At 68.6% G+C, this 22,379-nt stretch carries 20 protein-coding genes and 1 pseudogene; 19 read left to right on the top strand and 2 right to left on the bottom strand.

Annotated elements, in window-relative coordinates; genetic code table 11:
- Positions 1 to 235 precede the first annotated feature (235 nt).
- The 10 genes and pseudogenes from ACFVWD_RS41160 (at position 236) to ACFVWD_RS41205 (ending at position 9,600) form a co-directional block, all read left to right on the top strand.
- Positions 236 to 2,227: an Ig-like domain repeat protein gene (locus ACFVWD_RS41160; protein WP_389603073.1), complete on the top strand. Its 1,992-nt coding sequence runs from the start codon at positions 236 to 238 to the stop codon at positions 2,225 to 2,227.
- A gap of 94 nt (positions 2,228 to 2,321) precedes the next feature.
- Complete coding sequence (locus tag ACFVWD_RS41165; RefSeq protein WP_382125346.1) at positions 2,322 to 3,230, top strand: sortase; 909 nt, start codon at positions 2,322 to 2,324, stop codon at positions 3,228 to 3,230.
- Positions 3,231 to 3,379: 149 nt separating this feature from the next.
- Complete coding sequence (gene pstB / locus ACFVWD_RS41170) at positions 3,380 to 4,168, top strand: phosphate ABC transporter ATP-binding protein PstB (protein WP_389603110.1); 789 nt, start codon at positions 3,380 to 3,382, stop codon at positions 4,166 to 4,168.
- 17 nt (positions 4,169 to 4,185) lie between these two features.
- Positions 4,186 to 5,013, top strand: a complete 828-nt coding sequence (locus ACFVWD_RS41175; protein ID WP_389603074.1) for a poly-gamma-glutamate hydrolase family protein — start codon at positions 4,186 to 4,188, stop codon at positions 5,011 to 5,013.
- A gap of 79 nt (positions 5,014 to 5,092) precedes the next feature.
- Positions 5,093 to 5,518 (top strand): WXG100 family type VII secretion target, encoded by a 426-nt coding sequence (locus ACFVWD_RS41180; protein ID WP_389603075.1) that lies wholly within the window; start codon positions 5,093 to 5,095, stop codon positions 5,516 to 5,518.
- A 43-nt stretch (positions 5,519 to 5,561) separates the two neighbouring features.
- Complete coding sequence (locus tag ACFVWD_RS41185) at positions 5,562 to 5,876, top strand: WXG100 family type VII secretion target (protein ID WP_389603076.1); 315 nt, start codon at positions 5,562 to 5,564, stop codon at positions 5,874 to 5,876.
- Positions 5,876 to 7,810 (top strand): RNase A-like domain-containing protein, encoded by a 1,935-nt coding sequence (locus ACFVWD_RS41190; protein WP_389603077.1) that lies wholly within the window; start codon positions 5,876 to 5,878, stop codon positions 7,808 to 7,810. Before ACFVWD_RS41185 ends, ACFVWD_RS41190 begins: the two co-directional genes overlap by 1 nt.
- On the top strand, positions 7,811 to 8,545 hold the full coding sequence (locus tag ACFVWD_RS41195) for a hypothetical protein (protein ID WP_389603078.1): 735 nt from the start codon (positions 7,811 to 7,813) through the stop codon (positions 8,543 to 8,545).
- Between the two features lie 22 nt (positions 8,546 to 8,567).
- Positions 8,568 to 8,873: pseudogene (locus tag ACFVWD_RS41200) on the top strand (RNase A-like domain-containing protein); the annotation flags it as partial.
- A 40-nt stretch (positions 8,874 to 8,913) separates the two neighbouring features.
- Complete coding sequence (locus tag ACFVWD_RS41205; protein ID WP_389603079.1) at positions 8,914 to 9,600, top strand: contact-dependent growth inhibition system immunity protein; 687 nt, start codon at positions 8,914 to 8,916, stop codon at positions 9,598 to 9,600.
- On the opposite strand, the gene ACFVWD_RS41210 is transcribed toward ACFVWD_RS41205, so the two are convergent.
- On the bottom strand, positions 9,594 to 9,803 hold the full coding sequence (locus ACFVWD_RS41210; protein WP_389603080.1) for a DUF397 domain-containing protein: 210 nt from the start codon (positions 9,801 to 9,803) through the stop codon (positions 9,594 to 9,596). The genes ACFVWD_RS41205 and ACFVWD_RS41210 overlap by 7 nt on opposite strands.
- 5 nt (positions 9,804 to 9,808) lie before the next feature.
- The gene (locus ACFVWD_RS41215; RefSeq protein WP_389603081.1) at positions 9,809 to 10,690 is read right to left on the bottom strand and encodes a helix-turn-helix domain-containing protein; all 882 of its coding nucleotides are present in this window, start codon (positions 10,688 to 10,690) and stop codon (positions 9,809 to 9,811) included.
- A 238-nt stretch (positions 10,691 to 10,928) separates the two neighbouring features.
- Here ACFVWD_RS41215 and ACFVWD_RS41220 point away from each other — a divergent pair, with 238 nt between their 5' ends.
- From ACFVWD_RS41220 to ACFVWD_RS41260, 9 genes are all read left to right on the top strand, one after another.
- A complete protein-coding gene (locus ACFVWD_RS41220; protein WP_389603082.1) occupies positions 10,929 to 11,369 on the top strand; it encodes an ATP-binding protein in 441 nt (146 codons plus the stop codon).
- Positions 11,370 to 12,088: 719 nt separating this feature from the next.
- Positions 12,089 to 13,375, top strand: a complete 1,287-nt coding sequence (locus ACFVWD_RS41225; RefSeq protein WP_389603083.1) for an amidohydrolase — start codon at positions 12,089 to 12,091, stop codon at positions 13,373 to 13,375.
- Positions 13,376 to 13,749: 374 nt separating this feature from the next.
- A complete protein-coding gene (locus ACFVWD_RS41230) occupies positions 13,750 to 14,817 on the top strand; it encodes a BMP family protein (RefSeq protein WP_389603084.1) in 1,068 nt (355 codons plus the stop codon).
- Positions 14,818 to 15,241: 424 nt separating this feature from the next.
- Positions 15,242 to 16,291, top strand: coding sequence for a BMP family protein (locus tag ACFVWD_RS41235; protein WP_389603085.1), 1,050 nt, complete (start codon positions 15,242 to 15,244; stop codon positions 16,289 to 16,291).
- 143 nt (positions 16,292 to 16,434) lie between these two features.
- On the top strand, positions 16,435 to 18,213 hold the full coding sequence (locus ACFVWD_RS41240; RefSeq protein WP_389603111.1) for an ABC transporter ATP-binding protein: 1,779 nt from the start codon (positions 16,435 to 16,437) through the stop codon (positions 18,211 to 18,213).
- On the top strand, positions 18,210 to 19,337 hold the full coding sequence (locus ACFVWD_RS41245) for an ABC transporter permease (RefSeq protein ID WP_385385885.1): 1,128 nt from the start codon (positions 18,210 to 18,212) through the stop codon (positions 19,335 to 19,337). Before ACFVWD_RS41240 ends, ACFVWD_RS41245 begins: the two co-directional genes overlap by 4 nt.
- Complete coding sequence (locus ACFVWD_RS41250) at positions 19,334 to 20,596, top strand: ABC transporter permease (RefSeq protein WP_389603086.1); 1,263 nt, start codon at positions 19,334 to 19,336, stop codon at positions 20,594 to 20,596. Before ACFVWD_RS41245 ends, ACFVWD_RS41250 begins: the two co-directional genes overlap by 4 nt.
- Positions 20,593 to 21,006, top strand: a complete 414-nt coding sequence (locus tag ACFVWD_RS41255) for a cytidine deaminase (RefSeq protein ID WP_101400289.1) — start codon at positions 20,593 to 20,595, stop codon at positions 21,004 to 21,006. Before ACFVWD_RS41250 ends, ACFVWD_RS41255 begins: the two co-directional genes overlap by 4 nt.
- An 87-nt stretch (positions 21,007 to 21,093) precedes the next feature.
- Entirely contained in the window at positions 21,094 to 22,377 is a 1,284-nt protein-coding gene (locus ACFVWD_RS41260) for a thymidine phosphorylase (protein ID WP_101400290.1), read from the top strand.
- The last annotated feature ends 2 nt before the right edge of the window (positions 22,378 to 22,379 follow it).

The raw sequence follows: 22,379 nt of genomic DNA on the forward strand, positions 1-22,379 counted from the left end.
GGTGGCTCTCCCTTTGGTGATCACCCCGCGTGGCCCACACCCACCCCGACGCCGCCCCCGGCCCCCGGGGGGGGGGCCCCCCCCTGCCCCGCCCGCCCCCCACTATCCGGGGGGGGGGGCCAGGGCTCGACCCCCCACCCTGCCAGATCCACCAGATCCACCAGTTCCACCAGTTCCACCAGATCCGCCAGGTCCACCCGACGCAGCACCGACGCACAATCTCAGGAGACCCTCGATGCGCAGAATGCGCCTCACGGCAGCCATGGTCGCCGCCGCAGCGGTGTCCGGCACGCTGGCTCTCGCGAGCCCGGCGTCCGCCGACCCCACCCCCGCCGGGACCTTCCGCCAGCTTGTCGGCGTGGGTTCCGACACCACCCAGGACGTGCTCAACGCCCTCGCCGGTGACACCGTCAACGGCAAGAGCTACGCCGACACCGCCGTGAAGGCGGGCGACGCGGGCATCGCCTCGTACGACGCGATCCCCTCCGGCTCCGCCACCACCACCATCCAGACCCGCTCGGGCGGCCCGTCCTTCCTGCGCCCCAACGGCTCCGGCAAGGGCAAGCTCGCCCTCAGCGAGTCGCTGACCGGTGACAAGTTCCCCAGCAGCGACGGCGTCGTCATCAAGGGCCAGGTCGACTTCGCCCGCTCCTCCGGCGGCCCGAGCGTCTCCGGTACCGCCCTCACCTACGTCCCGTTCGCCCGGGACGCGGTCGGCGTCGCGGTCCGCGGCTCGGGTATCGACACGCTGACGGTCGACCAGCTGCACGACATCTACGCCAGCGGCGGGACGCCCACGGTGAACGGCCACGTCGTGCACCCGGTCATCCCGCAGGCCGACTCCGGCACCCGCAAGTTCTTCCTCGCGGCGATCGGCCTCAACGAGCTCACGGTCTCCCCGAACATCCCGACCGTCCAGGAGAACCAGGCGAACGCCGCGCTCACCCAGGACGGCGCGCTGGTGCCCTTCTCCGTGGGCAGCTGGATCGCCCAGAACAACGGCATCGCGCCCGACTACAGCACGACCGCCGTCGCCGCCGGCGCGCACCTGGCCGGCATCCAGCTGCCCGGCGACACGGGCGCCACCAGCCCGGTGACCACGGTGAACGGCAAGCTCACCCCGGTCAGCGGCTACTTCGAGAACGCCACCTTCGGCCGCGACGTCTACAACGTCGTCCCGAGTCGCGCGATCGACCCCACCAGCGTCTTCTTCGACAAGGCGCTGTACGACGTCTTCGTCACCAGCGGCACCCACGAGGCGGCCCTCGCCTCAGACACCGCCGAGAAGGTCATCGCCGACTTCGGCTTCCTGAACGAGTCGTACAACGGCTCGGTCAACCCCGCCAAGCACGCCAAGCTCGGCGGCCTGGAGGAGTCCGGCGTCGACACCGCGACACCGTCTGCACCCGCCCTGAAGGCCACGCCCGGCGACGCGAGCCTCAAGCTGAGCTGGACCGCCCCCACCCCCGCCCCCGCGCTCCCGGTCACCGACTACCGCGTCACGCTGACCGGTTCGGACGGCGCTGTCGTGGCCGTCAAGGACGTCCCGGCCACCACCACGACGTACAGCTTCACCGGCCTGGCCCTCGGCACCTACACCGCCTCGGTCTCCGCCGCCAACCTCAACGGCAGCGGCAACGCGGCCTCCTGGACCGGCGCCGTCAAGTACACCAGCGCCGTGAAGGCCACCGCCGCCACGACCGCGTACGGCAGGACCCCGAAGGTCGCCGTCACCGTCACCGGCTCGCACGGCGTCGTCCCGAGCGGCAAGGTGACCGTCAAGGACGGCACCACCACGCTCGGCACCGGCACCCTGGACAGCTCCGGCAAGGTCACCATCGGCCTGTCCAACCACCTCAAGGTCGCCACGCACACCCTGTCGGTGTCCTACGGCGGCAGCACCAAGCTCAACGCCTCCTCCACGAGCGCCAAGCTGACGATCACCAAGGCGACCCCGTCGGTCGGCTCCACCGCGCCCACGTCGATCAGCCACACCGGCCGCGCCAAGGTCGGCGTGAAGGTCACCGCGACCGGCACCACGCCGACCGGCACGGTCCGTGTCTACGAGGGCTCCCGGGTGATCGCCACCGGCACGCTGAGCGGCGGCAAGGTGACCATCACCCTGCCCAAGCTGAGCCGTGGCAAGCACACCCTGCACGTGTTCTACGCGGGCTCCTCGACGGTGTACTCGAAGAACGGCGTGAGCTTCACCATCAAGTCCACCTGACGCACGACCCGTCGGGGAGGCCGCGACGGCGGTCTCCCCGACGGCCCCACCAGTGAAGCCATACCAGTGAAGCCATGGAAGGAGACGCGTCGCCGTGACGGTCGCCGTACAGACCACGCTCACCACGCCCGTGCCGCGGCTGGGAGTTCGGGGAGTCACCGCCGTCCGGCACCTCGCCCGGGGCGGTCTGCTCACCCTGGCCGCCCTGCTGCTCGGCCTCACCGCGCAGCTGCTGCTCGTCAGCGGCATTCAGGAACGAGCCGCGCAGCACGCCTCGTACGACGCGCTGCGCACCCAACTCGCCCTCGGCACCGCCCCGGTGGCCCAGACCGACCAGCAGGGCAGACTGCTCGCGCCCGGCACCCCGGTCGCCCTCATCGACATCCCAGCCGTCCACGTCCACCAGGTCGTCCTGGAGGGCACCGACTCCGCCGTCCTCACCGACGGCCCCGGCCACCGCCGGGACACCCCGCTGCCCGGACAGTCCGGCACCAGCGTGCTGATGGGCCGCGCGGCCGCCTACGGGGGTCCCTTCGGCCGTCTCGACCAGCTCGCCGCGGGCGACACGTTCACCGTGACCACCGGCCAGGGCAAGGCGAAGTACCAGGTCCTCGGCGTACGACGGGCCGGCGACCCGGCGCCCGCCGCCGTGGCCTCCGGCAAGGGCCGCCTGGTCCTCGTCACGGCCACCGGCCCGCACTTCATGCCCGGCGGAGTGCTGCGCGTCGACGCCGACCTGATCTCCACCCCCGCCCAGACCCCGGCGGCCGTCATCCGCTCCGGCACGCTCCCGGAGTCCGAACAGCCCCTCGCGCACCCCTCCGGCGTGCCGTGGCCGCTGGTCATGTGGCTCCAGGCGCTCGTGGCCGCCGCCGTCGCCGCGGTGTGGACCTGGCACCGCTGGGGCCGGCACCAGACGTGGATCGTGTTCGCCCCGGTCGTCGCGGTGCTCGGCCTCCAGGTCGCCGTCCGCACCACCGAACTGCTGCCGAACCTGATGTGAACCCTGTGAACCTTCCCGAGACCCACGATCACCACGAGGTGCCCGACGTGACCGATGCGACCGCTTCCCTCGATACGACGGCGACCGACACCGTCGTCCTGCCGCCCGTCGCGCCCGTCGCGTCCGTCAGGACCGCGATGGGGGCCGCGATGGGGGCCGTCGCTCCCGCGACTCTCGAAGCCCGCGCCGTCTCGGCCTGGTTCGGCAGCCACCAGGTGCTGCAACAGGTCTCCCTCACGATGCCCGCCGGGCAGGTCACCGCCCTGATCGGCCCCTCCGGCTGCGGCAAGTCGACCTTCCTGCGCACGCTCAACCGGATGCACGAGCTGATCCCCACGGCCGCGATGGGCGGCGAGGTGCTCTTCGACGGCGAGGACATCTACGCCCCCGAGCGCCGCCTGACCGACGCCCGCCGCAGGATCGGCATGGTCTTCCAGAAGCCCAACCCGTTCCCCGCCATGTCGATCTACGACAACGTGGTGGCGGGTCTGCGCCTGACGGGCACTCGCGTCGGCCGTCGCGAGAAGGACGAGCTGGTCGAGGAGAGCCTGACCAGGGCCGGCCTGTGGAAGGAGGTACGGGACCGACTCCGCCAGCCCGGCGGCGCGCTCTCCGGCGGCCAGCAGCAACGCCTGTGCATCGCCCGCGCCCTGGCCGTACGTCCCCAGGTGCTGCTGATGGACGAACCGTGCTCGGCGCTCGACCCCACGTCCACCCGCCGGGTCGAGGAGACCATCCACGAACTCGCGGGCGAGGTGACCGTCGTGATCGTCACTCACAACATGCAGCAGGCGGCCCGCGTCTCCCAGCAGTGCGCGTTCTTCCTCGCCGAGCAGGGCACCCCCGGCGGCATCGTCGAACACGGTCCCACCGAACACATCTTCGGCACCCCTGAGGATCAGCGCACAGCGGACTATGTGGCGGGCCGCTTCGGCTGACATCCTCGGCTTCCGTGATGATCAGACGACGTACCCTCCTGACCGCGCTCGCGACCACCCCCGTCCTGAGTGGCGTCGCGGTGACCACGACCGCCCCGCCCGCGGCAGCAGCCGAACCCGCCTCGAACACGGCCCTCTACGCGGACCCCACATGGACCGAGGGCGTCCACTGGGGCCGCCGCTCCAGACGCCACCTGATCGACGACCAGAGCACGACCGGCCGCGCCCCCTTCCTCCGCTCCACGGTCATCGCCCCGCACGGCGGCGGCATCGAAGGGGGCACCTCGGAACTCTGCCTGGCGATAGCCGGTTACCACCCCGCCGACCTCGCACCCACCCCGGTGGTCGGCCCGGTGCACGACTTCTGGATGTTCGAGGGCCTGATGAGCGGCGGAAACGGGGCGCTGCACGTCACCTCCACCCACTGCGACGACACGATCGCCCGCTCCCTGTGCGCGGGCAGCCTGAACGCGCTGTCCCTGCACGGGTGCAGCCCCGAGCAGGCGGGCCTGGAGTCCGGCGCCAAGGCGGTCCTGATCGGCGGCCTCAACCCGACCTTCCGGCAGTACTTGCTGGAGGAGTTCACCGCAGTCGGCATCCGCGCGGTGACGGCGTCCGGCGAGGAGGAGATCGCCGGTATCTCCCCGGACAACATCTGCAACCGCACCCTCCTCGGCATGGGCGCCCAGCTGGAGATGACCACGGCCCTGCGTGCCTCGATGTTCGCCGCCGGCAAGAACACGGTCGCCGACCGCGCCACCAACCTCCTCCCGTCCTTCTGGACCTTCACTGCCGCGACCCGCAGGGCGATCGACCGGGTGGAGGCGGGACAGACGGTGTTGTGAGCCAGCCGTGCCGAGCGTGCGTTGTTAGGATCACCAGTGCGAATACGGGAGTTGACGGACTGACGCGACGGGGGTCGGCGTGGGAGACCGTACGGGCCATCAGGGCAGCCCAAGAGATCTGCGAGTCTCCCACGAGGACCTGACGAAGCTAGCTGACGACCTCGACGACATGCAGGACCACTTGGACCAGCAGGTCAAGCGCATGGACTCGATCGTCGACCGCATCGAGGCGGGCTGGCGGGGCCCGGCGGCGACGGCGTACCGCGAGTTCCACCGGGCCGCAGCCGAGGACGCCGTACGCATTCGCGATGTGATGAAGCATCTGGAGCAGGCCGTGCGGCTGAGCCGCGACGGCTTCACGGAGCAGGAACTGGCCGTGGTCGAGCAGATGCGCCAGATTCGGGTGGACGTGGGCAGCGAGGTCGACCGGCTCTCCACGCCGAACCCGGACGCCGTGTCGGCGACCCCAGCCGCGCGCCCGAGCAGCGGCCTCGACGCCCTCTGACCTCCCACAGACCACGAAGCACTTTTCACGTACCGGGGGAAACATGCAGCCTGGAGATGCCGCCGACGACCACATAGCCGTCTCCTTCACCACCCTTCACGACCTCGCCGTCGAACTGGAGGACATCCTCAAGAAGCTCAACGGCAAACTGGAAGACCTGTACGACCGGGCCGTCCCTGTTGTCCTCTCCTGGGAAGGCGAGGCCCGTGAGGTCTTCGTGGAGAAGCTCGACGAGTGGGACCACTCCGCCCAGGACCTCCAGGCCGCACAGAAGTGGCTGCACGAATACGTCACGACGGGCCACGCCAACTATGCGGCAGCGCACCGGGCGGTGCTGCGGGGCTGGGGGGCAGTCTGATGGCCACTCCCACCCCCGAGCCCAGCGCCTCGGCCAGCCCCTCTGCCGGTGACACCCATCCCGCTCCGGAGCCCACCGACCACGAGCCCGAGCCGAGTCCCGGCACATCCCCGGACCCCCATTACAAGCCTCCGCCCCCACCACCGACCGGCCATGACGGCCGCCCCTCGGACGCCCGCCGCGCGTGGGAACGTGAGCAACTCAGACAGCCCGCACCCAAGAGTGGGGGCGGTTTCGACGTGAAGACCACGCACGTCTACTACACGTCCGCGTTGATCCGTGACGAACAGTTCACCTTTCACAAGGCGGCCACGGGGCTCGTGGACGACGTGCACCGTCGGCAGGCGGCTGGAAAGGGCAGCGGTGCCGACGACTTCTCCGACGCGTACGACGAGGTGGCCGAGGCATTCCTGGACGTGTGGGCCAAGGCTGTCGGCAGCATCGGGGGCGTCTCGCTCGGTCTGACCAACACCGCGAACAACTACGCGGCCGCCGACTGGCACTCACGCGGAGTACAGGGGCCGCCCCCTCGCAGGGACGCCCCGATCGGCGTCGGCGAGGTCTTGTACGGTCCGGTGGCCTCTATCAAATGGACGGGCACCGGCGACGGCACGGACACCGCCTTCTGGGCCGGAATCGGTGAAGTGCCCGACCTGCTAGCAGGTTTGATCAAGCCGGCCGTTGAGGACGGGTTGAGGCTCGGCAAGACCCACGAGATCACCCCGGGAGCCGAGACCGGCGATCTGCGCGACATCGGAAACGCCTGGGAAGCCGCGGGGAAGTCGGCGCAGAAGTCCGCCGATCACTTCACCGAATGCATCGAGTATCTGACCGACGGCAGCAACAGTGACTGGCAGAGCGCCATGAACGGCTTCTGCCAGTCGATCTGGGGTACCACGGCGTGGGGCGGGCGCCGGGACACCGACAACAACGCCGTACCCCCGAGCCAGCCAGGGGGCCGGGACTGGCGTACCAACTTCAAGGAGAATCCCTCCGCACGCCGCCCCATCATCGAGGTCCTCAAGAAGACCGGCGACGATATGAAGAAGGCGTTCCACGATGTGGCGGACGCCGCCGACAAGTGCCGGAAGACCACCGAACACCTGGCGACAGAGGCGACGAAGGCGACGGTCAGGGACCTAGTCCCGGATGGCTTCGACTGGGAGGAGTTCACCAAGATGGCGGCCGTGCTCACCGTCGTGGAGATCACCGCCGTCTTCCGCTCCCACATGGACAAGTCAGGAGCCGACGCTGCGGTCGAGGCCTGCCACAAGGCGTTCCATGACGGGGCGGAGCAGCTCCGCAAACTCCTCCCGGAGCTCATGGAGGCCTGCCGCAGTGCTCCCACCTACGAGGCGGAAGAGGCACGCGCGGAAGCCTTCGGCGCGCGGTCCTTGAATGAATTCAAGCCCGAGCACAAGTGGTCCACTCCGGGGGATGCGGACCGCGGGGTCTACAAAGTGGACCTGGCCTCCACAGAGTGGCTGGAGAACTCCCACACCGTCAGCAAGCACGTCGGCCTCGACGACGATCAGTTGGCGCAGCGCCTGCGGGACGATCTGAAGAAGCCACCACGGCCTGGGACGGAGTGGGAGTACGGACAGCCCAAGGTGGCGACGGCCTCTTCATTCAAGGATCTGGAGTCGGCGCAGAAGATGACGCAGTACAACATCGACCAGAACTCGAACACGATCAAGCAGTGGCTTGAGAAGCCTCCGAAGCCCGGGGAGCGCATGGAAATCCGCGTTGACGAGACTCCGTACGGCACGACGGGAAGAAGTATCGCCAAGGAGCACATCAAGACCGATCCGTTCCCCTCGTCACACGCGGAAAACGTCTCAGGGGTGGAGACTCGCCTTATCTACAATGACAAGCTTGATCCGAAGTTCACCGTCATGACGTCCATGCCGGTCAAGAAGAGCCAGGAATCCTGAATGGCAATTACGAGCCAGGATATGATCGAGTATTTTCGCCTCGAAGGAGCAAGAAACCTTCTCAAGCTATACGGGCGCTATCAGGATAATATCCCGGACGACGCTTCAGAGTGGAGGAAGGAGCTCTTTCCAGTCGTTCGTGGAATTTGGAACTCGGAAATGGATGGCGGTAGAAATCGGTACGAGATCGGAGCGCAACTCCGCACCGCTGCCGATTTGTTTGAAATTCATCCAGATGGCTCGCATCACGCCTTGAAGAATTTTCCCACGGGGCACCCCAAGGAGCGTACGGCTGCCATTTTTCGGGAAATCGCCGACTATGTGGAACAGTGGGCTTCCCCGCTGGACAGGGAAGCTATCAGTAATACCCCGATAACCGCTCGAGAACTGATCATGCGCTTCCCGCGTCTGAGTAATATCCTGCCCCTTTATTTCGGGCAGGATGGTGCGGCCGTCAGTGACGACATGCAGGACGCGAGTACGGAGGAAGGTATCCGCATGTACATCGACGAGACACACCCCGGATGCCCGTGGAATCTTCCGGCCGCTGTAGCCGAATGCCACGAAGCTCTGGCGATTTTCCACACGGAGGATCAACTGGACAGATTCTTCTGCGGGGCTGGAATTCATGGCGGTTCGGGTAGCGACGACTTCACCGACTTCCTCCCCCTCTTCGCCCGCCTCTGCAGCGAGCACATGAGAGAGTTCCACTCACCGATGTGGGAACCCAGGTAAATTCACGACGAGGGACAATCGGCACACCATGCGTACCCGTTCCGCCACCTACCCCGACCGCGAGACCGCCCAATGGGCCACCCAGCAGGTCGTCACCGCCAACGAGCAGCTCATCCACCGCTGGCTCGCCCAGGCCACCCGCCCCCGTCTGACGATCGAGGCGTCGTGGCCCTCGCGGACCGAGCCGGTCGGCCGGGTGCTGATTCAGGCGATGATGCTGGCGGGCCGTGAGCCCGTGGACGTACGCGCGGCCCGCGTGGTGCTCAAGCGCGACGCGACGCGCCCCCATGGCTTTGTCGTCCAGGCCACGTTTCCCGTCTATCTGTAGAGCCCGTAGAGCCCGTAGAGACCAGTAGAGGCTGATCACCGTGCCCCTGAGCCCCCTAGAACACGACCGCCGCTACGGCGAACTGGACCAGGTGATCCGCGCCTACGCCGGGCAGTCCGCCGACGACACCGCGGACAAGCCCAGCCAGGCCCTGACCGCCTACCTCCGCCACACCTGGCACACTCGCCCCTGGGCACTGGCCACGGCGGAGGCCGAGCTGAGGGAGTACGCCCGTAATCCGCCGGGCCGGCTCCGCCTTCGCCTCGGGGAGTTCTATGCGATCCCGGACGTCGGGCTTCCCGAGTCGGACATCCAGGAGTGGCTGTTCTGCCTCGCCGACCACATCAAGCACAGCGTCGAGACCGGCGAGGCCCCGCCCCCGGCCACCCCCGCCACCCACTGGGAATGGCACGCCCGCTTCCCCGAACTCGCCCAACTCCTCGGCGGCTGGTTCTCCCAGGACATGCCGGACGAGTTCGACGACCACGACGCCGCCGTCGACGACTACGCGGCCGGCACCCACCCCCAGCTGGTCGCCCGCGTGGTCGGCGAACTGCGCGAACTCCTCGCCCTGGACCTGGACGAGCCCGACTACGCCCTGGCCGTCGCCGAACTGGGCATGGAGGTCGACCCGCCGGCTCCCTACAGCCCCAGTGGCTGGCTAGCCCTCGTCGCCGAACGGCTCGCGGCGCCGCGAGCGGACTACGGGCCGGACGCCGGTCAGTGAGTCGCGCGGCTCGTTCGCTGCCCCACGTGCACCGCGAACGCCGCCCAGGCAGACGGGGCGACCACGACCATGGGCCCGTCCACGTCCTTTGAGTCACGGAGGGCGACGGTGCCGGGTATGTTGCGGGCGACTTCGACGCACTCTTGGCCGGCATCGCCGCCGCTGTAGCTGGACTTGACGAACGCGAAATCGAACTCGGTCACCGGGGCTACATCTCCTTGCGAATGGCTTCGATGAGGTCGAGGGCGTTGCGTTCCGCCAGCCCGATCCGCGCGATGCGGTCGAAGATCCGGCCGTGCCGGGCGGCATCCTCCTCGCTTTCCAACCAGAGCGTAGAAGACGGTACGTCCATATGTACGACGTCCAGCGCGCCAAGCTCGGCAAACGAGACGACGCTGAACGACCCGGTCATGCCCGGGTTCGCCCCTGCCAGCCAGGGGACCACCTGCACCTTCACCGTATTCATGTGCGCGAAGTCGAGTAGTTGCCCCAGTTGCTCCCTCATCACCTCGCGACCGCCCACGAGTTGGCGCAGCGCCCCCTCGTGGAGTACGACCCAGAGTTCTAAGGGTCGTTCCGACCGCAGTCGCGCCTGACGGGCAAGCCTCGCCTCAACGAATGGCTCGATCTCGCTCGGGTCCTCCCACGAACCGGCTCCGACGGCCACCGCCCGCGCATAGTCGGGGGTCTGCAACAGGCCGGGGATGAAGGCGAGTTGCCAGGTTCGGATGCTGGTGGCGATGTCCTCCAGGGCGACGTACTCCACCATGGCGGGAAGCTGTGGGTACTGGTTCCACCAGCCGTGGGCCTTGCGTCTCTCGCGATCCGTGCGGGCCAGGGTCAGCAGCCTCCCGATCGCCGGCTCGCCGGTCTCGCCGTACAGATGGCACAACGCACGGATGTCCGGGTCGCGGATCGGCACCAACCCGCGCTCCATCTTGGCGACCTTGGCCACCGACGCCGACAGCGCCTCGGCCGCGTGCGCCTGACGCAACCCGTGCGCCTCGCGCATACGCAACAGCTCGCCGCCCAGTCGTCGCGCCAGCACGGTCGACACGGACACGCCGCGATCAGGGCTTCTGCCTGCCATCTCGCGCTCCCTCCAGCCGAGTTGGTCACAGTCTGTGCCGTCGGCGCACTGTGAGCAAGGAAGTTCGAGTAGAAATTTATGGCCTCATAGTTGATGGCCCTCAGGAATAGCGCTACCTTCGGTGTTCGGATGATTACTCAAAGGCGCCAGGCGGCGGAAGCGCACCGTGCTCCCAAACGGGCACCGCGCGGCAGAGCCACCCCATCTGGCACCTCCCTCGCGCAAGGAGACGCACCCCGTGACCAACTCCTGCCCTCCCCCTCGCTTCCCCAAGGGCAACGACCGCTACGACTCCGTGGACTACACCCCCTACCCGGGCAACATCCCCCGCGCCCGCAGACGCGTCGCCCAACTCGCTGTCGACTGGGGGCACCCCGACGTCGCCGGCGACGCGGGGCTGCTGGCAAGCGAGTTGTGCACGAACGCCCTGCTCCATGGGTGCTTACGGGACCGCCTGTTCCGCGTCGAGACGTCACTGACCGGCAACGCACTGCGCGTCGCCGTGACCGACCCGAGGGGCGAGCGGCTTCCGTATCCCCGCACGCCCGTCGCGGATGACCAGTTCGGCCGAGGCCTCCTCATCGTCCGCACGCTCGCGAACCGCTGGGCCGTGGAGAAACTCACCGTCGGCAAGACCGTCTGGGCGGAGCTGGAAATGCGCGGGGATCTTGATGCCTGACCCGCTGAGCTGTCGTCGGCAACACCAACCTGCGGTGGCCGTGCGTGGGCGTCTGCAAGGCCACACACAAAGGCCACGTACACAGGGCCACGTACACAGGGCCACGCATACAGGGCCACGTAGGAAACGGCGGAGACACCGTCGCGATCAAGATCCTCATGGTCGGCAGCACGGCTGCCCGACGTCGTCGACCGAGCAGGCGCCCCAAGGCATCCCCGCGCCCCTCCGACGCGGACCCCGGCGGCCCCTCGCGCCCGGGTCGACAGGGAGTGGTGTCCGGGCATCCGTGCGCATGATCTTGGTCAGGTCTGTGGGACCGTAGGGCATGGGAATGGGCTCGGACACCCCGAGCGTTCCCCTATGGGAGTCCGCGGGCAGCCCCGGCGGACCGGATCGAGAGAGGGTCGGCGGCCCGCATCAAGGGCCCGAGTCGCCCCGTGGTCACGGACCGTCACCGCAGTCGGCCGTCGTCGCGGATGCGGCAGTCGGTCATCCTCCCGGACGCAGCAGTCGACCTTCGGCCGGGATGCGGCCCGGGCAGGGCGCGAATACCGTCTGGCTCAAGATCCCATCGTCCGGAAAGACAGGCGAGCATACCCATCCCACCTGAAACCTATGCGGCGTGTGGCCAAGTTTCTTCCCCTGACGGGCTGAAGTTTTGTTGATCGTGGGTCAGTTGGCCACCCCGTCGCCCTACCCTTCAAAGGGTGAACCAATTGATGTCCCGAGAGTACGAGGCCGATGTCCCCGGGGGAGCAGCGCTCCCCGGCGCCCTGTCCGACGCCCTGCGTGCCGAGCTGATCGCGTTCCGGCGCGACATGCACATGCACCCTGAGCTCGGCAACCAGGAGTTCCGCACCACCGCGGCACTCAAGGCACGCCTGGAGCAGGCGGGCCTCAAGCCCCGCGTGCTCGACATCGGGACCGGGCTCATCTGTGACATCGGGATCGACGGCGATGAAGGTGCAGGGGAGGGCGCAGGGGACGGGGAACGAGCCCGCGCACGGGACGGCGCGGTCGACGGCGGACGCGGCATGCTCGCCCTGCGCGCCGACATCGACGCGCTGCCCATCCCGGACACGAAGAGTGACTGCGCGTACCGCTCGACCGTGCCCGACCATGCGCACGCCTGCGGCCACGACGTGCACACGACCGTCGTCCTCGGCGCCGGGCTCGTCCTCGCCGAGCTGCATCGTCAGGGGCTCCTGCCGCATCCCGTACGGCTGATCTTCCAGCCCGCCGAAGAGGTCCTGCCCGGGGGCGCGCCCGACGCCATCGAGTCGGGAGTGCTGGACGGCGTGGGGCGGATCATCGGCGTGCACTGCGACCCGAAGGTCGACGCCGGGCGGATCGGACTGCGCCACGGTCCCATCACCTCCGCCTGCGACCGGCTGGAAGTCTCACTCGACGGCGCCGGAGGCCACACCGCGCGCCCCCACCTCACCACCGACCTCGTCACCGCCGCCGCGCGCGTCGTCACCGACGTGCCGTCCCTCGTCGCCCGGCGCGTGGACGCCCGCAGCGGGCTCGCGGTGACCTGGGGACGGATCGAGTCCGGGCACGCCTGCAACGTGATCCCGCAGCACGCCGAGCTCTCCGGGACCGTACGCTGCCTCGACCTCGAGGCCTGGCGGCAGGCGCCCGACCTGCTGCACGCGGCCATCGACGAGATCGCCAACCTGTACCGCGCCAAGTCCGAGATCAACTACATCCGGGGCGTCCCGCCGGTCGTCAACGACCCGGCGGTCACGGATCTCCTCCACGACGCCATGACCTCGCGGCGCGGCCCGCACTCCGTCGAGGACACCGAGCAGAGCCTCGGCGGCGAGGACTTCTCCTGGTACCTGGAGCACGTGCCCGGCGCCATGGCCCGCCTCGGCGTCCGTACGCCGGGCGAGCGCACCACCCGTGACCTGCACCGCGGCGACTTCGACGTGGACGAGTCGGCCATCACGGCCGGAGTCGAGCTCTTCACCGCGGCGGCCCTGCTGGACGCGATCCGCTAGGTCTTCCAGGGCCTGTAGGTCCCCCAGGTCCTCCAGGGCCTGGTCGGCATGATCCGCCGGACAGGCCCTGGACGCGGTCCCACGAACGCGAGACGCTCACTCGGAGACGGCGCACAAATGACGTAGGGGCACCCGGGCCGCCGGCCCGTCCGATGCCCCGATCGGCACCCCTTTGTCCGCTTGCGTCACCCCGTCGTAACGGGTGGCGCGCAAACGTAACCCGGTGGCGGCACGGTTCGATAACGGCCCGGAGAAACACCGTTCCCCTCCCCTTCTACGCGCGTTACTGTGCGCCGAAATCGCTGCGTCGGCGGCGTGTTGGGGAAGCGGACCGGCGACGGCCGTGGGGATGAAGGGTGCTTGCTGTGCGTCTGATGTCTCGGAGGACCAGGTTCTCCCAAGCAGCGGTGGCCGTCTCGGTCATCGCCCTCGCGGCGGTCGGTTGTGGCAAGTCGAGCACCGACACGAGCAGCGACTCCAAGAAGAGCTCGTCGGGCTACACCGGGAAGGGCATCGGTCTCGCGTACGACATCGGCGGCAAGGGTGACCAGTCCTTCAACGACGCCGCGTTCGCCGGTTTCCAGAAGGCCGAGACCGAGTTCAAGATCGGCGGCCGGGACATCGAGCCGCAGGACGGCGAGTCCGACGCCGACAAGGTGCAGCGCCTGGAGCAGCTCGCCAAGTCCGGCTACAACCCGGTGATCGGCGTCGGCTTCGTGTACGCGCCGGCCGTCAAGGAGGTCGCGGCGAAGTACCCGAAGACCACCTTCGGCATCATCGACGACGAGCAGGACAAGGCCGCGAACATAGCCGACCTGGTCTTCCACGAGGAGCAGTCCTCCTACCTCGCGGGTGTCGCGGCGGCGAAGGCCACCAAGAAGAACCACATCGGTTTCATCGGCGGCGTGGACATTCCGCTCATCCACAAGTTCGAGGCGGGCTTCGACCAGGGCGCGAAGTCGGTCAACCCGAGCATCAAGATCGAGTCGCAGTACCTGACGCAGACGCCCCAGGAGGGTGGCTTCGCCAGCCCCGACAAGGGCAAGGACGCGGCGGCCGGCCAGATCGAGAAGGGCGCCGACGTGGTCTACCACGCGGCCGGCCTGTCCGGTCAGGGCGTGATCTCCGAGGCCGCCTCCAAGAAGGTGTGGGCCATCGGCGTCGACTCCGACCAGTACGCGCAGAGCTCCCTGGCCAAGTACAAGGACTGGATCCTCGGCTCGGCCCTGAAGAACGTCGGCGGCGCGGTGTACGACCTGGCCAAGTCCGTCGTCGACGGCAAGCCGCTGAGCGGTGTCGTGCGCGGCGACCTGAAGTCGGGCGGCGTCGGCTTCGCCGACTCCAACCCGAAGTACAAGGCCATGAAGGACGTCGTCGCTGCGGTCGACAAGGCCAAGCAGGACATCATCGACGGCAAGGTCACCGTCAAGACGACCCAGTGAGTCGTGCCTGTCGCGACTGATCGCCGGTGAGGGAGCCCTCGGCCCGAGGTACGGGCCGGGGGCTCCCTCATGCATGCGGTCGTGCGGGGTCGTCAGTGAACACCTCGACGCCGGACCGCGGTGCCCGACAGCGCAATGCCGATACCCGGTGGGAACTGGTTGAAAAGATCAAACCTGGGCAGAACATCGCAAAGTACCATGGTCTGGTGCATGGCATCGCATACGTCGACGTCGGGTCCGGGGGCCGGGTGGCTTTGCCGAGTGGAAGCCCTAGGTGCGCCCTTGGTGTTCGGAGTTTGTTCTCCGAGGGTTCAAAACGGTCGGATAACACTCTGGCGACGTGGGTTCTCTGCTATGTCTACGCGCGTTACGCTGCGGCGGAATCAGCGCCTGGTTTGGGCGCCTGCACAAAGGAGTCACGTTCATGCGCCGGGTGTCCCGAATCGCGGTTGCGGGCGTTGCGACCGCATCCCTCGCCGTTGCCCTCTCCGCCTGTGGCGGCTCGTCCACCGATGCCTCGAGCGGCGGCTCGGCCAAGACCAAGGGCATAGGCCTTGCGTACGACATCGGCGGCAAGGGTGACCAGTCCTTCAACGACGCCGCGTTCGCCGGTTTCCAGAAGGCCGAGAAAGACCTCAAGGTCGGCGGCCGGGACATCGAGCCGCAGGACGGCGAGTCCGACGCCGACAAGGTGCAGCGCCTGGAGCAGCTCGCCAAGTCCGGCTACAACCCGGTGATCGGCGTCGGCTTCGTGTACGCGCCGGCCGTCAAGGAGGTCGCGGCGAAGTACCCGAAGATCACCTTCGGCATCATCGACGACGAGCAGGACAAGGCCGCGAACGTCGCCGACATGGTCTTCCACGAGGAGCAGGCCTCCTACCTCGCGGGTGTCGCGGCGGCGAAGGCCACCAAGAAGGACCACATCGGCTTCGTCGGCGGCGTGGACATCCCGCTGATCCACAAGTTCGAGGCCGGGTACGTCCAGGGCGCCCAGTCGGTCAACCCGAAGATCAAGATCGAGAAGCAGTACCTGACCCAGACGCCCCAGGAGGGTGGCTTCTCCAGCCCCGACAAGGGCAAGGACGCGGCCGAGGGTCAGATCGAGGCGGGCGCGGACGTGATCTACGCCGCCGCGGGTCTGTCGGGTCAGGGCGTCATCCAGTCCGCCGCCTCGCACAAGGTGTGGGCCATCGGCGTCGACTCCGACCAGTACAAGCAGGACGCGCTGGCCAAGTACAAGGACTACATCCTGACTTCGGCCACCAAGGACGTCGCCGGGGCGGTCTACAACCTCGCGAAGTCCGTGGCGGACGGCAAGCCCGCGACCGGCGTCGTCCGCGCCAGCCTCGCCACCGGCGGTGTCGGCCTCGCCGACTCGAACCCGGTGTTCAAGAACAACGCCGACCTGCAGGCCGCGCTGAAGAAGGCCGAGGCGGGTATCAAGGACGGCTCGATCACGGTCAAGACCTCCTGACCCGAGTCCTGATCCCGGCCCAGGTCACGACGTCATCACCAGACGTCGAAACCATGGCCATGGCAACGCTGTAATGGCAGCGTTACGGCCACGGAACGGGGCGTGGGGAGGATGACCTTCCCGTGCCCCGTTCGCGCGGCAGAATGCTCGGATCGGATCGGACCGAAAGCAGTCCGAAAAGAACACCGGTCCGTCCGAGTGCAATTCAAAGCAGGGGCGCTACGCGCGTAGATAGGCCCCTTTTCCAAGGAGAGTGCGCCATCGACGCGTCCAGCAGCCCTCCGCTCACCGCGCAGTCGACCGCGGTCGAGCTGGCGGGGATCACCAAGCGCTTCCCCGGTGTGGTGGCCAACCATGACATCCACCTGACGGTCCGCAAGGGCACGGTCCACGCCCTCGTCGGCGAGAACGGTGCCGGCAAGTCGACGCTGATGAAGATCCTCTACGGCATGCAGAAGCCGGACGAGGGCACGATCAGCGTCGACGGTGAGCAGGTCACCTTCCACAACCCCGCCGACGCCATCGCGCGCGGCATCGGCATGGTCCACCAGCACTTCATGCTCGCCGACAACCTCACCGTCCTGGAGAACGTGGTCCTGGGCAGCGAGAAGCTGTACGGCATCGGCGGGGGCGCCCGTAAGAAGATCAAGGAGATCTCCGACCGGTACGGGCTGAACGTCCGCCCGGACGTCCTGGTCGAGGGCCTCGGTGTCGCCGAGCGCCAGCGCGTGGAGATTCTCAAGGTCCTCTACCGCGGCGCGCGCACCCTGATCCTGGACGAGCCCACCGCCGTACTGGTGCCGCAGGAGGTGGACGCACTCTTCGACAACCTGCGCGAGCTCAAGTCCGAGGGCCTGGCCGTCATCTTCATCTCGCACAAGCTGGGCGAGGTCCTCTCGGTCGCCGACGAGATCACCGTCATCCGGCGCGGTACGACGGTCGGCACGGCCGTCCCCGCCGAGACGACCCCCCGCCAGCTCGCCGAGATGATGGTCGGCAGCGAGCTGCCGACCCCGGAGACCGCCGAGTCCACCGTCACGGACAAGCCGGTCATCCAGGTGGCGGGCCTCACGGTCTTCGCCAGCGGTGCCCCCTCCCTCGGCGAGCTCGCCGAGCCGACGGGCGCCGGTCTGCTCACCGAGGACACCGCCGAGACCGCCGCCACGGTGCGGCGCGTCCTCGACGACGTCACCTTCACCATCCACGCGGGTGAGGTGATGGGCATCGCCGGTGTCGAGGGCAACGGCCAGACCGAGCTCATCGACGCGCTGATCGGCCTCAAGCACGCGGACTCCGGAGCCATCAGCTTCCTCGGCGAGGAGATCACGGGGTGGGCCACCCGCAAGCGCCGTGAGAAGGGCATCGGGTACATCCCCGAGGACCGCCACCGTCACGGCCTGCTGCTGGAGGCCCCGCTCTGGGAGAACCGCATCCTCGGCCATGTCACCGAGGCCCCGAACGCGAAGGGCTTCTGGCTCGACATCAAGGGCGCCCAGGAGGACACCAAGCGGATCGTCGAGGAGTACGACGTCCGCACCCCCGGCATCGACGTCACCGCCGCCTCGCTCTCCGGCGGCAACCAGCAGAAGCTGATCGTCGGCCGCGAGATGAGCCACAAGCCGCGCTTCCTGATCGCCGCCCACCCCACCCGCGGTGTGGATGTCGGCGCGCAGGCCGCGATCTGGGACCAGATCCGCGAGGCGCGCCGCGAGGGCCTGGCCGTGCTGCTGATCTCGGCCGACCTGGACGAGCTGATCGGCCTGTCGGACACCCTGCGGGTGATCTACAACGGCAGGCTCGTGGCGGACGCCGACCCGGCGACCGTCACCCCGGAGGAACTCGGCTCGGCCATGACCGGCGCCGCCTCCGGACACCTGGAGCACGTAGCGGAAAGCGCCGCCCCGGAGGACGAGGCCCGATGAAGAAGTTCGACAAGGAGCGCGTGCTCCTCGCGGTGGCCGGCCCGGTCATCGCGCTCGTCGCGGCGATCGCGCTGACCTCGGTCGTGCTGCTCGCCTCGGGCAAGAGCCCGTTCGAGCCGTACTCCCTGATGCTCCAGCAGGCGACGTACTCCGACACCCAGGTCCTGATCATCAACCAGGCGTCGCTGTACTACATCGCGGCACTCGGTGTGGCCATCGGCTTCCGCATGAACCTGTTCAACATCGGCGTCGACGGCCAGTACCGCCTCGGCGCGATGATGACCGCGGTGGTCGGCGCGCATCTCGCGCTGCCGTCCTTCCTGCAGATCCCGGTGCTCATGCTCGTCGCGATGCTCACCGGCGCCTTCTGGGCCGGTATCGCGGGCGTCCTGAAGGTCACCCGCGGTGTGAGCGAGGTCGTCGCGACGATCATGCTCAACGCGATCGCCACCAGCCTCATCGGCTACCTCACCGCGGAGAACATCTGGGGTGTGCAGGTCGGCAACAACAACACGACCGGCATCATGAAGAAGTCCGGCTGGTTCCCCGGGATCAACCTCGGCGCGGACGTCGGCGAGATCTACGGCATGGTCTTCATCGCGGTCCTCATGGGCGTTCTGTACTGGCTCGTCCTCAACCGCACCCGCTTCGGCTTCGACCTGCGCGCCACCGGCGCCTCCGAGACCGCTGCCGCGGCCTCCGGCGTCAACGCCAAGAAGATGGTGCTCACCGCGATGCTGATCTCCGGCGCGATTGCGGGCTTCTCCGGTCTGCCGCTGCTGCTGGGTGACGCCCACACCTACAGCCTGAGCTTCCCGGCCGGCCTCGGCTTCACCGCCATCGGCATCGCGCTGCTCGGCCGCAACAACCCGGGCGGCATCGCGCTCGCCGCGCTCCTGTGGGCCTTCCTCGACAAGGCGTCCCCCGCGCTCGACTACGCGACCCCGGTGGCGTACGAGAAGGAGATCGCCACGATCATGCAGGGCCTGATCGTCTTCGCGGTCGTCATCTCGTACGAGGCCGTACGTGTCTGGGGCCTGCGCCGACAGCAGAAGCGGGTCGGTGAGGAACTGGCCGCGGCCGCCGCCAACAACAACTCCCCGAAGGAGGTGGCTGCCCGATGAGCACCGCGACCGTCGCCAAGCCGCAGGCGCAGCAGCCCGGCAAGGGCAGCCGCCGATTCTCGCTCCCCGTGCTCCTGCTGATCATCGCGGGCGTACTCATCCTGACCTCGGTCGTCCGCCTGATCACCGGCGCGGACGGCATCACCTCGACCGGACAGATGTCCACGGCGCTGCGTCTCGCGGTGCCGATCGGCCTCGCGGGCCTCGGCGGCCTGTGGTCCGAGCGCGCGGGCGTCGTCAACATCGGCCTCGAAGGCATGATGATCCTCGGCACCTGGTTCGGTGCCTGGGCCGGCTACCAGTGGGGTCCGTGGACCGGTGTCGCCTTCGGCATCATCGGCGGCTGCCTCGGCGGCATCCTGCACGCCATCGCCACGGTGACCTTCAACGTCAACCACATCGTCTCCGGTGTGGCCATCAACATCCTGGCGCTCGGCACCACTCGCTACCTCTCCAAGTTCACCTTCGAGAACGCGCCGCAGGGCTCCTCCAAGCAGTCCCCGCCGATCGACTCGCTCGGCACCTTCGACATCCCAGGGCTGTCCAGCTGGCTGACCACGCTCAACGGCAAGCACTGGTTCCTGATCTCGGACATCGCAGGTCTGCTCGGCGGACTGGTCACCGACCTGTCGCCGCTCACCGTCGTCGCGGTGGCGCTCGTCCCCGCCACCTGGTGGGTGCTGTGGCGCACGGCCTTCGGCCTGCGCCTGCGCTCCTGCGGTGAGAACCCGGTGGCCGCCGAATCCCTCGGCGTCAACGTCTACAAGTACAAGTACATCGCCGTGATCATCTCGGGCGGCTTCGCCGGCCTCGGCGGTGCCTTCCTGTCGATCGTCGCGTCCAACGTGTACCTGGACGGTCAGACGGCCGGCCGCGGATACATCGGTCTCGCCGCGATGATCTTCGGCAACTGGATGCCGGGCGGCCTCGCCCTCGGCGCGGGCCTGTTCGGCTACACCGACAGCCTCAACCTGCGCGGCGGCGGCACCAACGTGCACGCGCTGATCCTGCTCCTCGCGATCCTGCTGGTGTTCGCCGTGGCCTACCTGGCATGGAAGAAGCGAGCCGTGCCCGCGGTCATCACGGCCGTGGTCTCGGCGCTGATGTTCGTCTGGTATCTCGCCACCGACGAGGTTCCGCAGCAGTTCGTGAGCGCCACGCCGTATGTCGTGACCCTGCTCGTGCTCTCGCTGTCCGCGCAGCACCTGCGGATGCCGAAGGCGGACGGCATGCCGTACCGGAGAGGACAGGGCAAGTGACGTCCGTCGGCGCCGGGTCCACGGCCGTCGACTGGGAGGCCCTGCGGGAGCTCGCGCGGGACGCCATGTCCCGGGCGTACGCCCCCTACTCGGGCTTCCCGGTCGGCGTCGCGGCCCTCGTCGACGACGGCCGGACCGTCACCGGCTGCAACGTCGAGAACGCTTCGTACGGGCTCGGTCTGTGCGCCGAGTGCGGTCTGGTCTCCCAGCTGCTGAACACCGGGGGCGGTCGGCTGACGCACTTCACCTGCGTCGACGGACAGGGCGAGATCCTCGTCCCGTGCGGACGCTGCCGCCAGTTGCTGTACGAGTTCGGCGGGGCCGATCTGCTCCTGGAGACCCCGGCCGGAATCCTGCCGCTCTCCGAGATGCTGCCGCAGGCCTTCGGGCCGGAGAATCTCACCAAGTAACGCCTGCGCGGCCCCTCCCGACCACCGGACGATGAACGGCCGGTCGGGAGGGGCCGCGGATTTTCGGAAGTCTTCGGAAGGAAAGCCATGGCCATGGACGCCGTCTCCGTCATCCGCACCAAGCGGGACCGCGCCGAGCTCAGCGACGCGCAGATCGACTGGGTCATCGACGCGTACACCCGCGGCGAGGTCGCCGACTACCAGATGGCCGCCCTCAACATGGCGATCCTGCTCAACGGCATGAACCGCCGTGAGATCGCCCGCTGGACCGCCGCGATGATCGCCTCCGGCGAGCGCATGGAGTTCTCCTCCCTCTCCCGCCCGACCGCCGACAAGCACTCCACGGGCGGCGTCGGCGACAAGATCACCCTTCCGCTGGCGCCGCTGGTCGCCGCGTGCGGCGCGGCGGTCCCGCAGCTGTCCGGACGCGGCCTCGGCCACACCGGCGGCACGCTGGACAAGCTGGAGTCGATCCCCGGCTGGCGCGCCCTGCTGTCGAACGAGGAGATGCTGAACGTCCTCGACACGACCGGTGCGGTCATCTGCGCCGCGGGCGACGGCCTGGCCCCGGCGGACAAGAAGCTCTACGCGCTCCGTGACGTCACGGGCACGGTGGAGGCGATCCCCCTCATCGCCTCCTCCATCATGTCGAAGAAGATCGCGGAGGGCACGGGCTCGCTGGTCCTGGACGTGAAGGTCGGCACCGGCGCCTTCATGAAGACCATCGAGGACGCCCGCGAACTCGCCTCCACGATGGTCGGGTTGGGCACCGACCACGGAGTGAGGACGGTCGCGCTCCTCACGGACATGTCGACCCCGCTGGGCCTGACGGCGGGCAACGCGCTCGAAGTACGGGAGTCGGTGGAGGTCCTGGCGGGCGGCGGTCCGGCCGACGTCGTCGACCTCACCATCGCCCTGGCGCGCGAGATGCTGGACGCGGCGGGCATCAAGGACGCCGACCCGGCGAAGGCCCTCGCGGACGGCTCGGCGATGGACGTCTGGCGCCGCATGATCGCCGCGCAGGGCGGTGACCCGGACGCCGCGCTGCCCACTTCCCGCGAGCAGCACGTGGTGACGGCCCCGTCCTCCGGCGTCCTGACCCGCCTGGACGCCTACGACATCGGCATCGCCGCCTGGCGCCTGGGCGCGGGCCGCGCCCGCAAGGAGGACCCGGTGCAGGCCGCCGCGGGCGTCGAACTGCACGCCAAGCCCGGCGACACCGTCACCGCGGGCCAGCCCCTGCTGACCCTCCACACCGACACCCCCGAGCGCTTCGAGTACGCCCTGGAGTCGGTCGAGGGTTCCTACGACATCGCGGCCGCGGGCACGGACTTCAAGGCCACCCCGGTCGTGCTGGAACGTATCGCCTGACC

Source organism: Streptomyces sp. NPDC058086, from assembly GCF_042885015.1.
Taxonomy (GTDB): Bacteria; Actinomycetota; Actinomycetes; order Streptomycetales; family Streptomycetaceae; genus Streptomyces.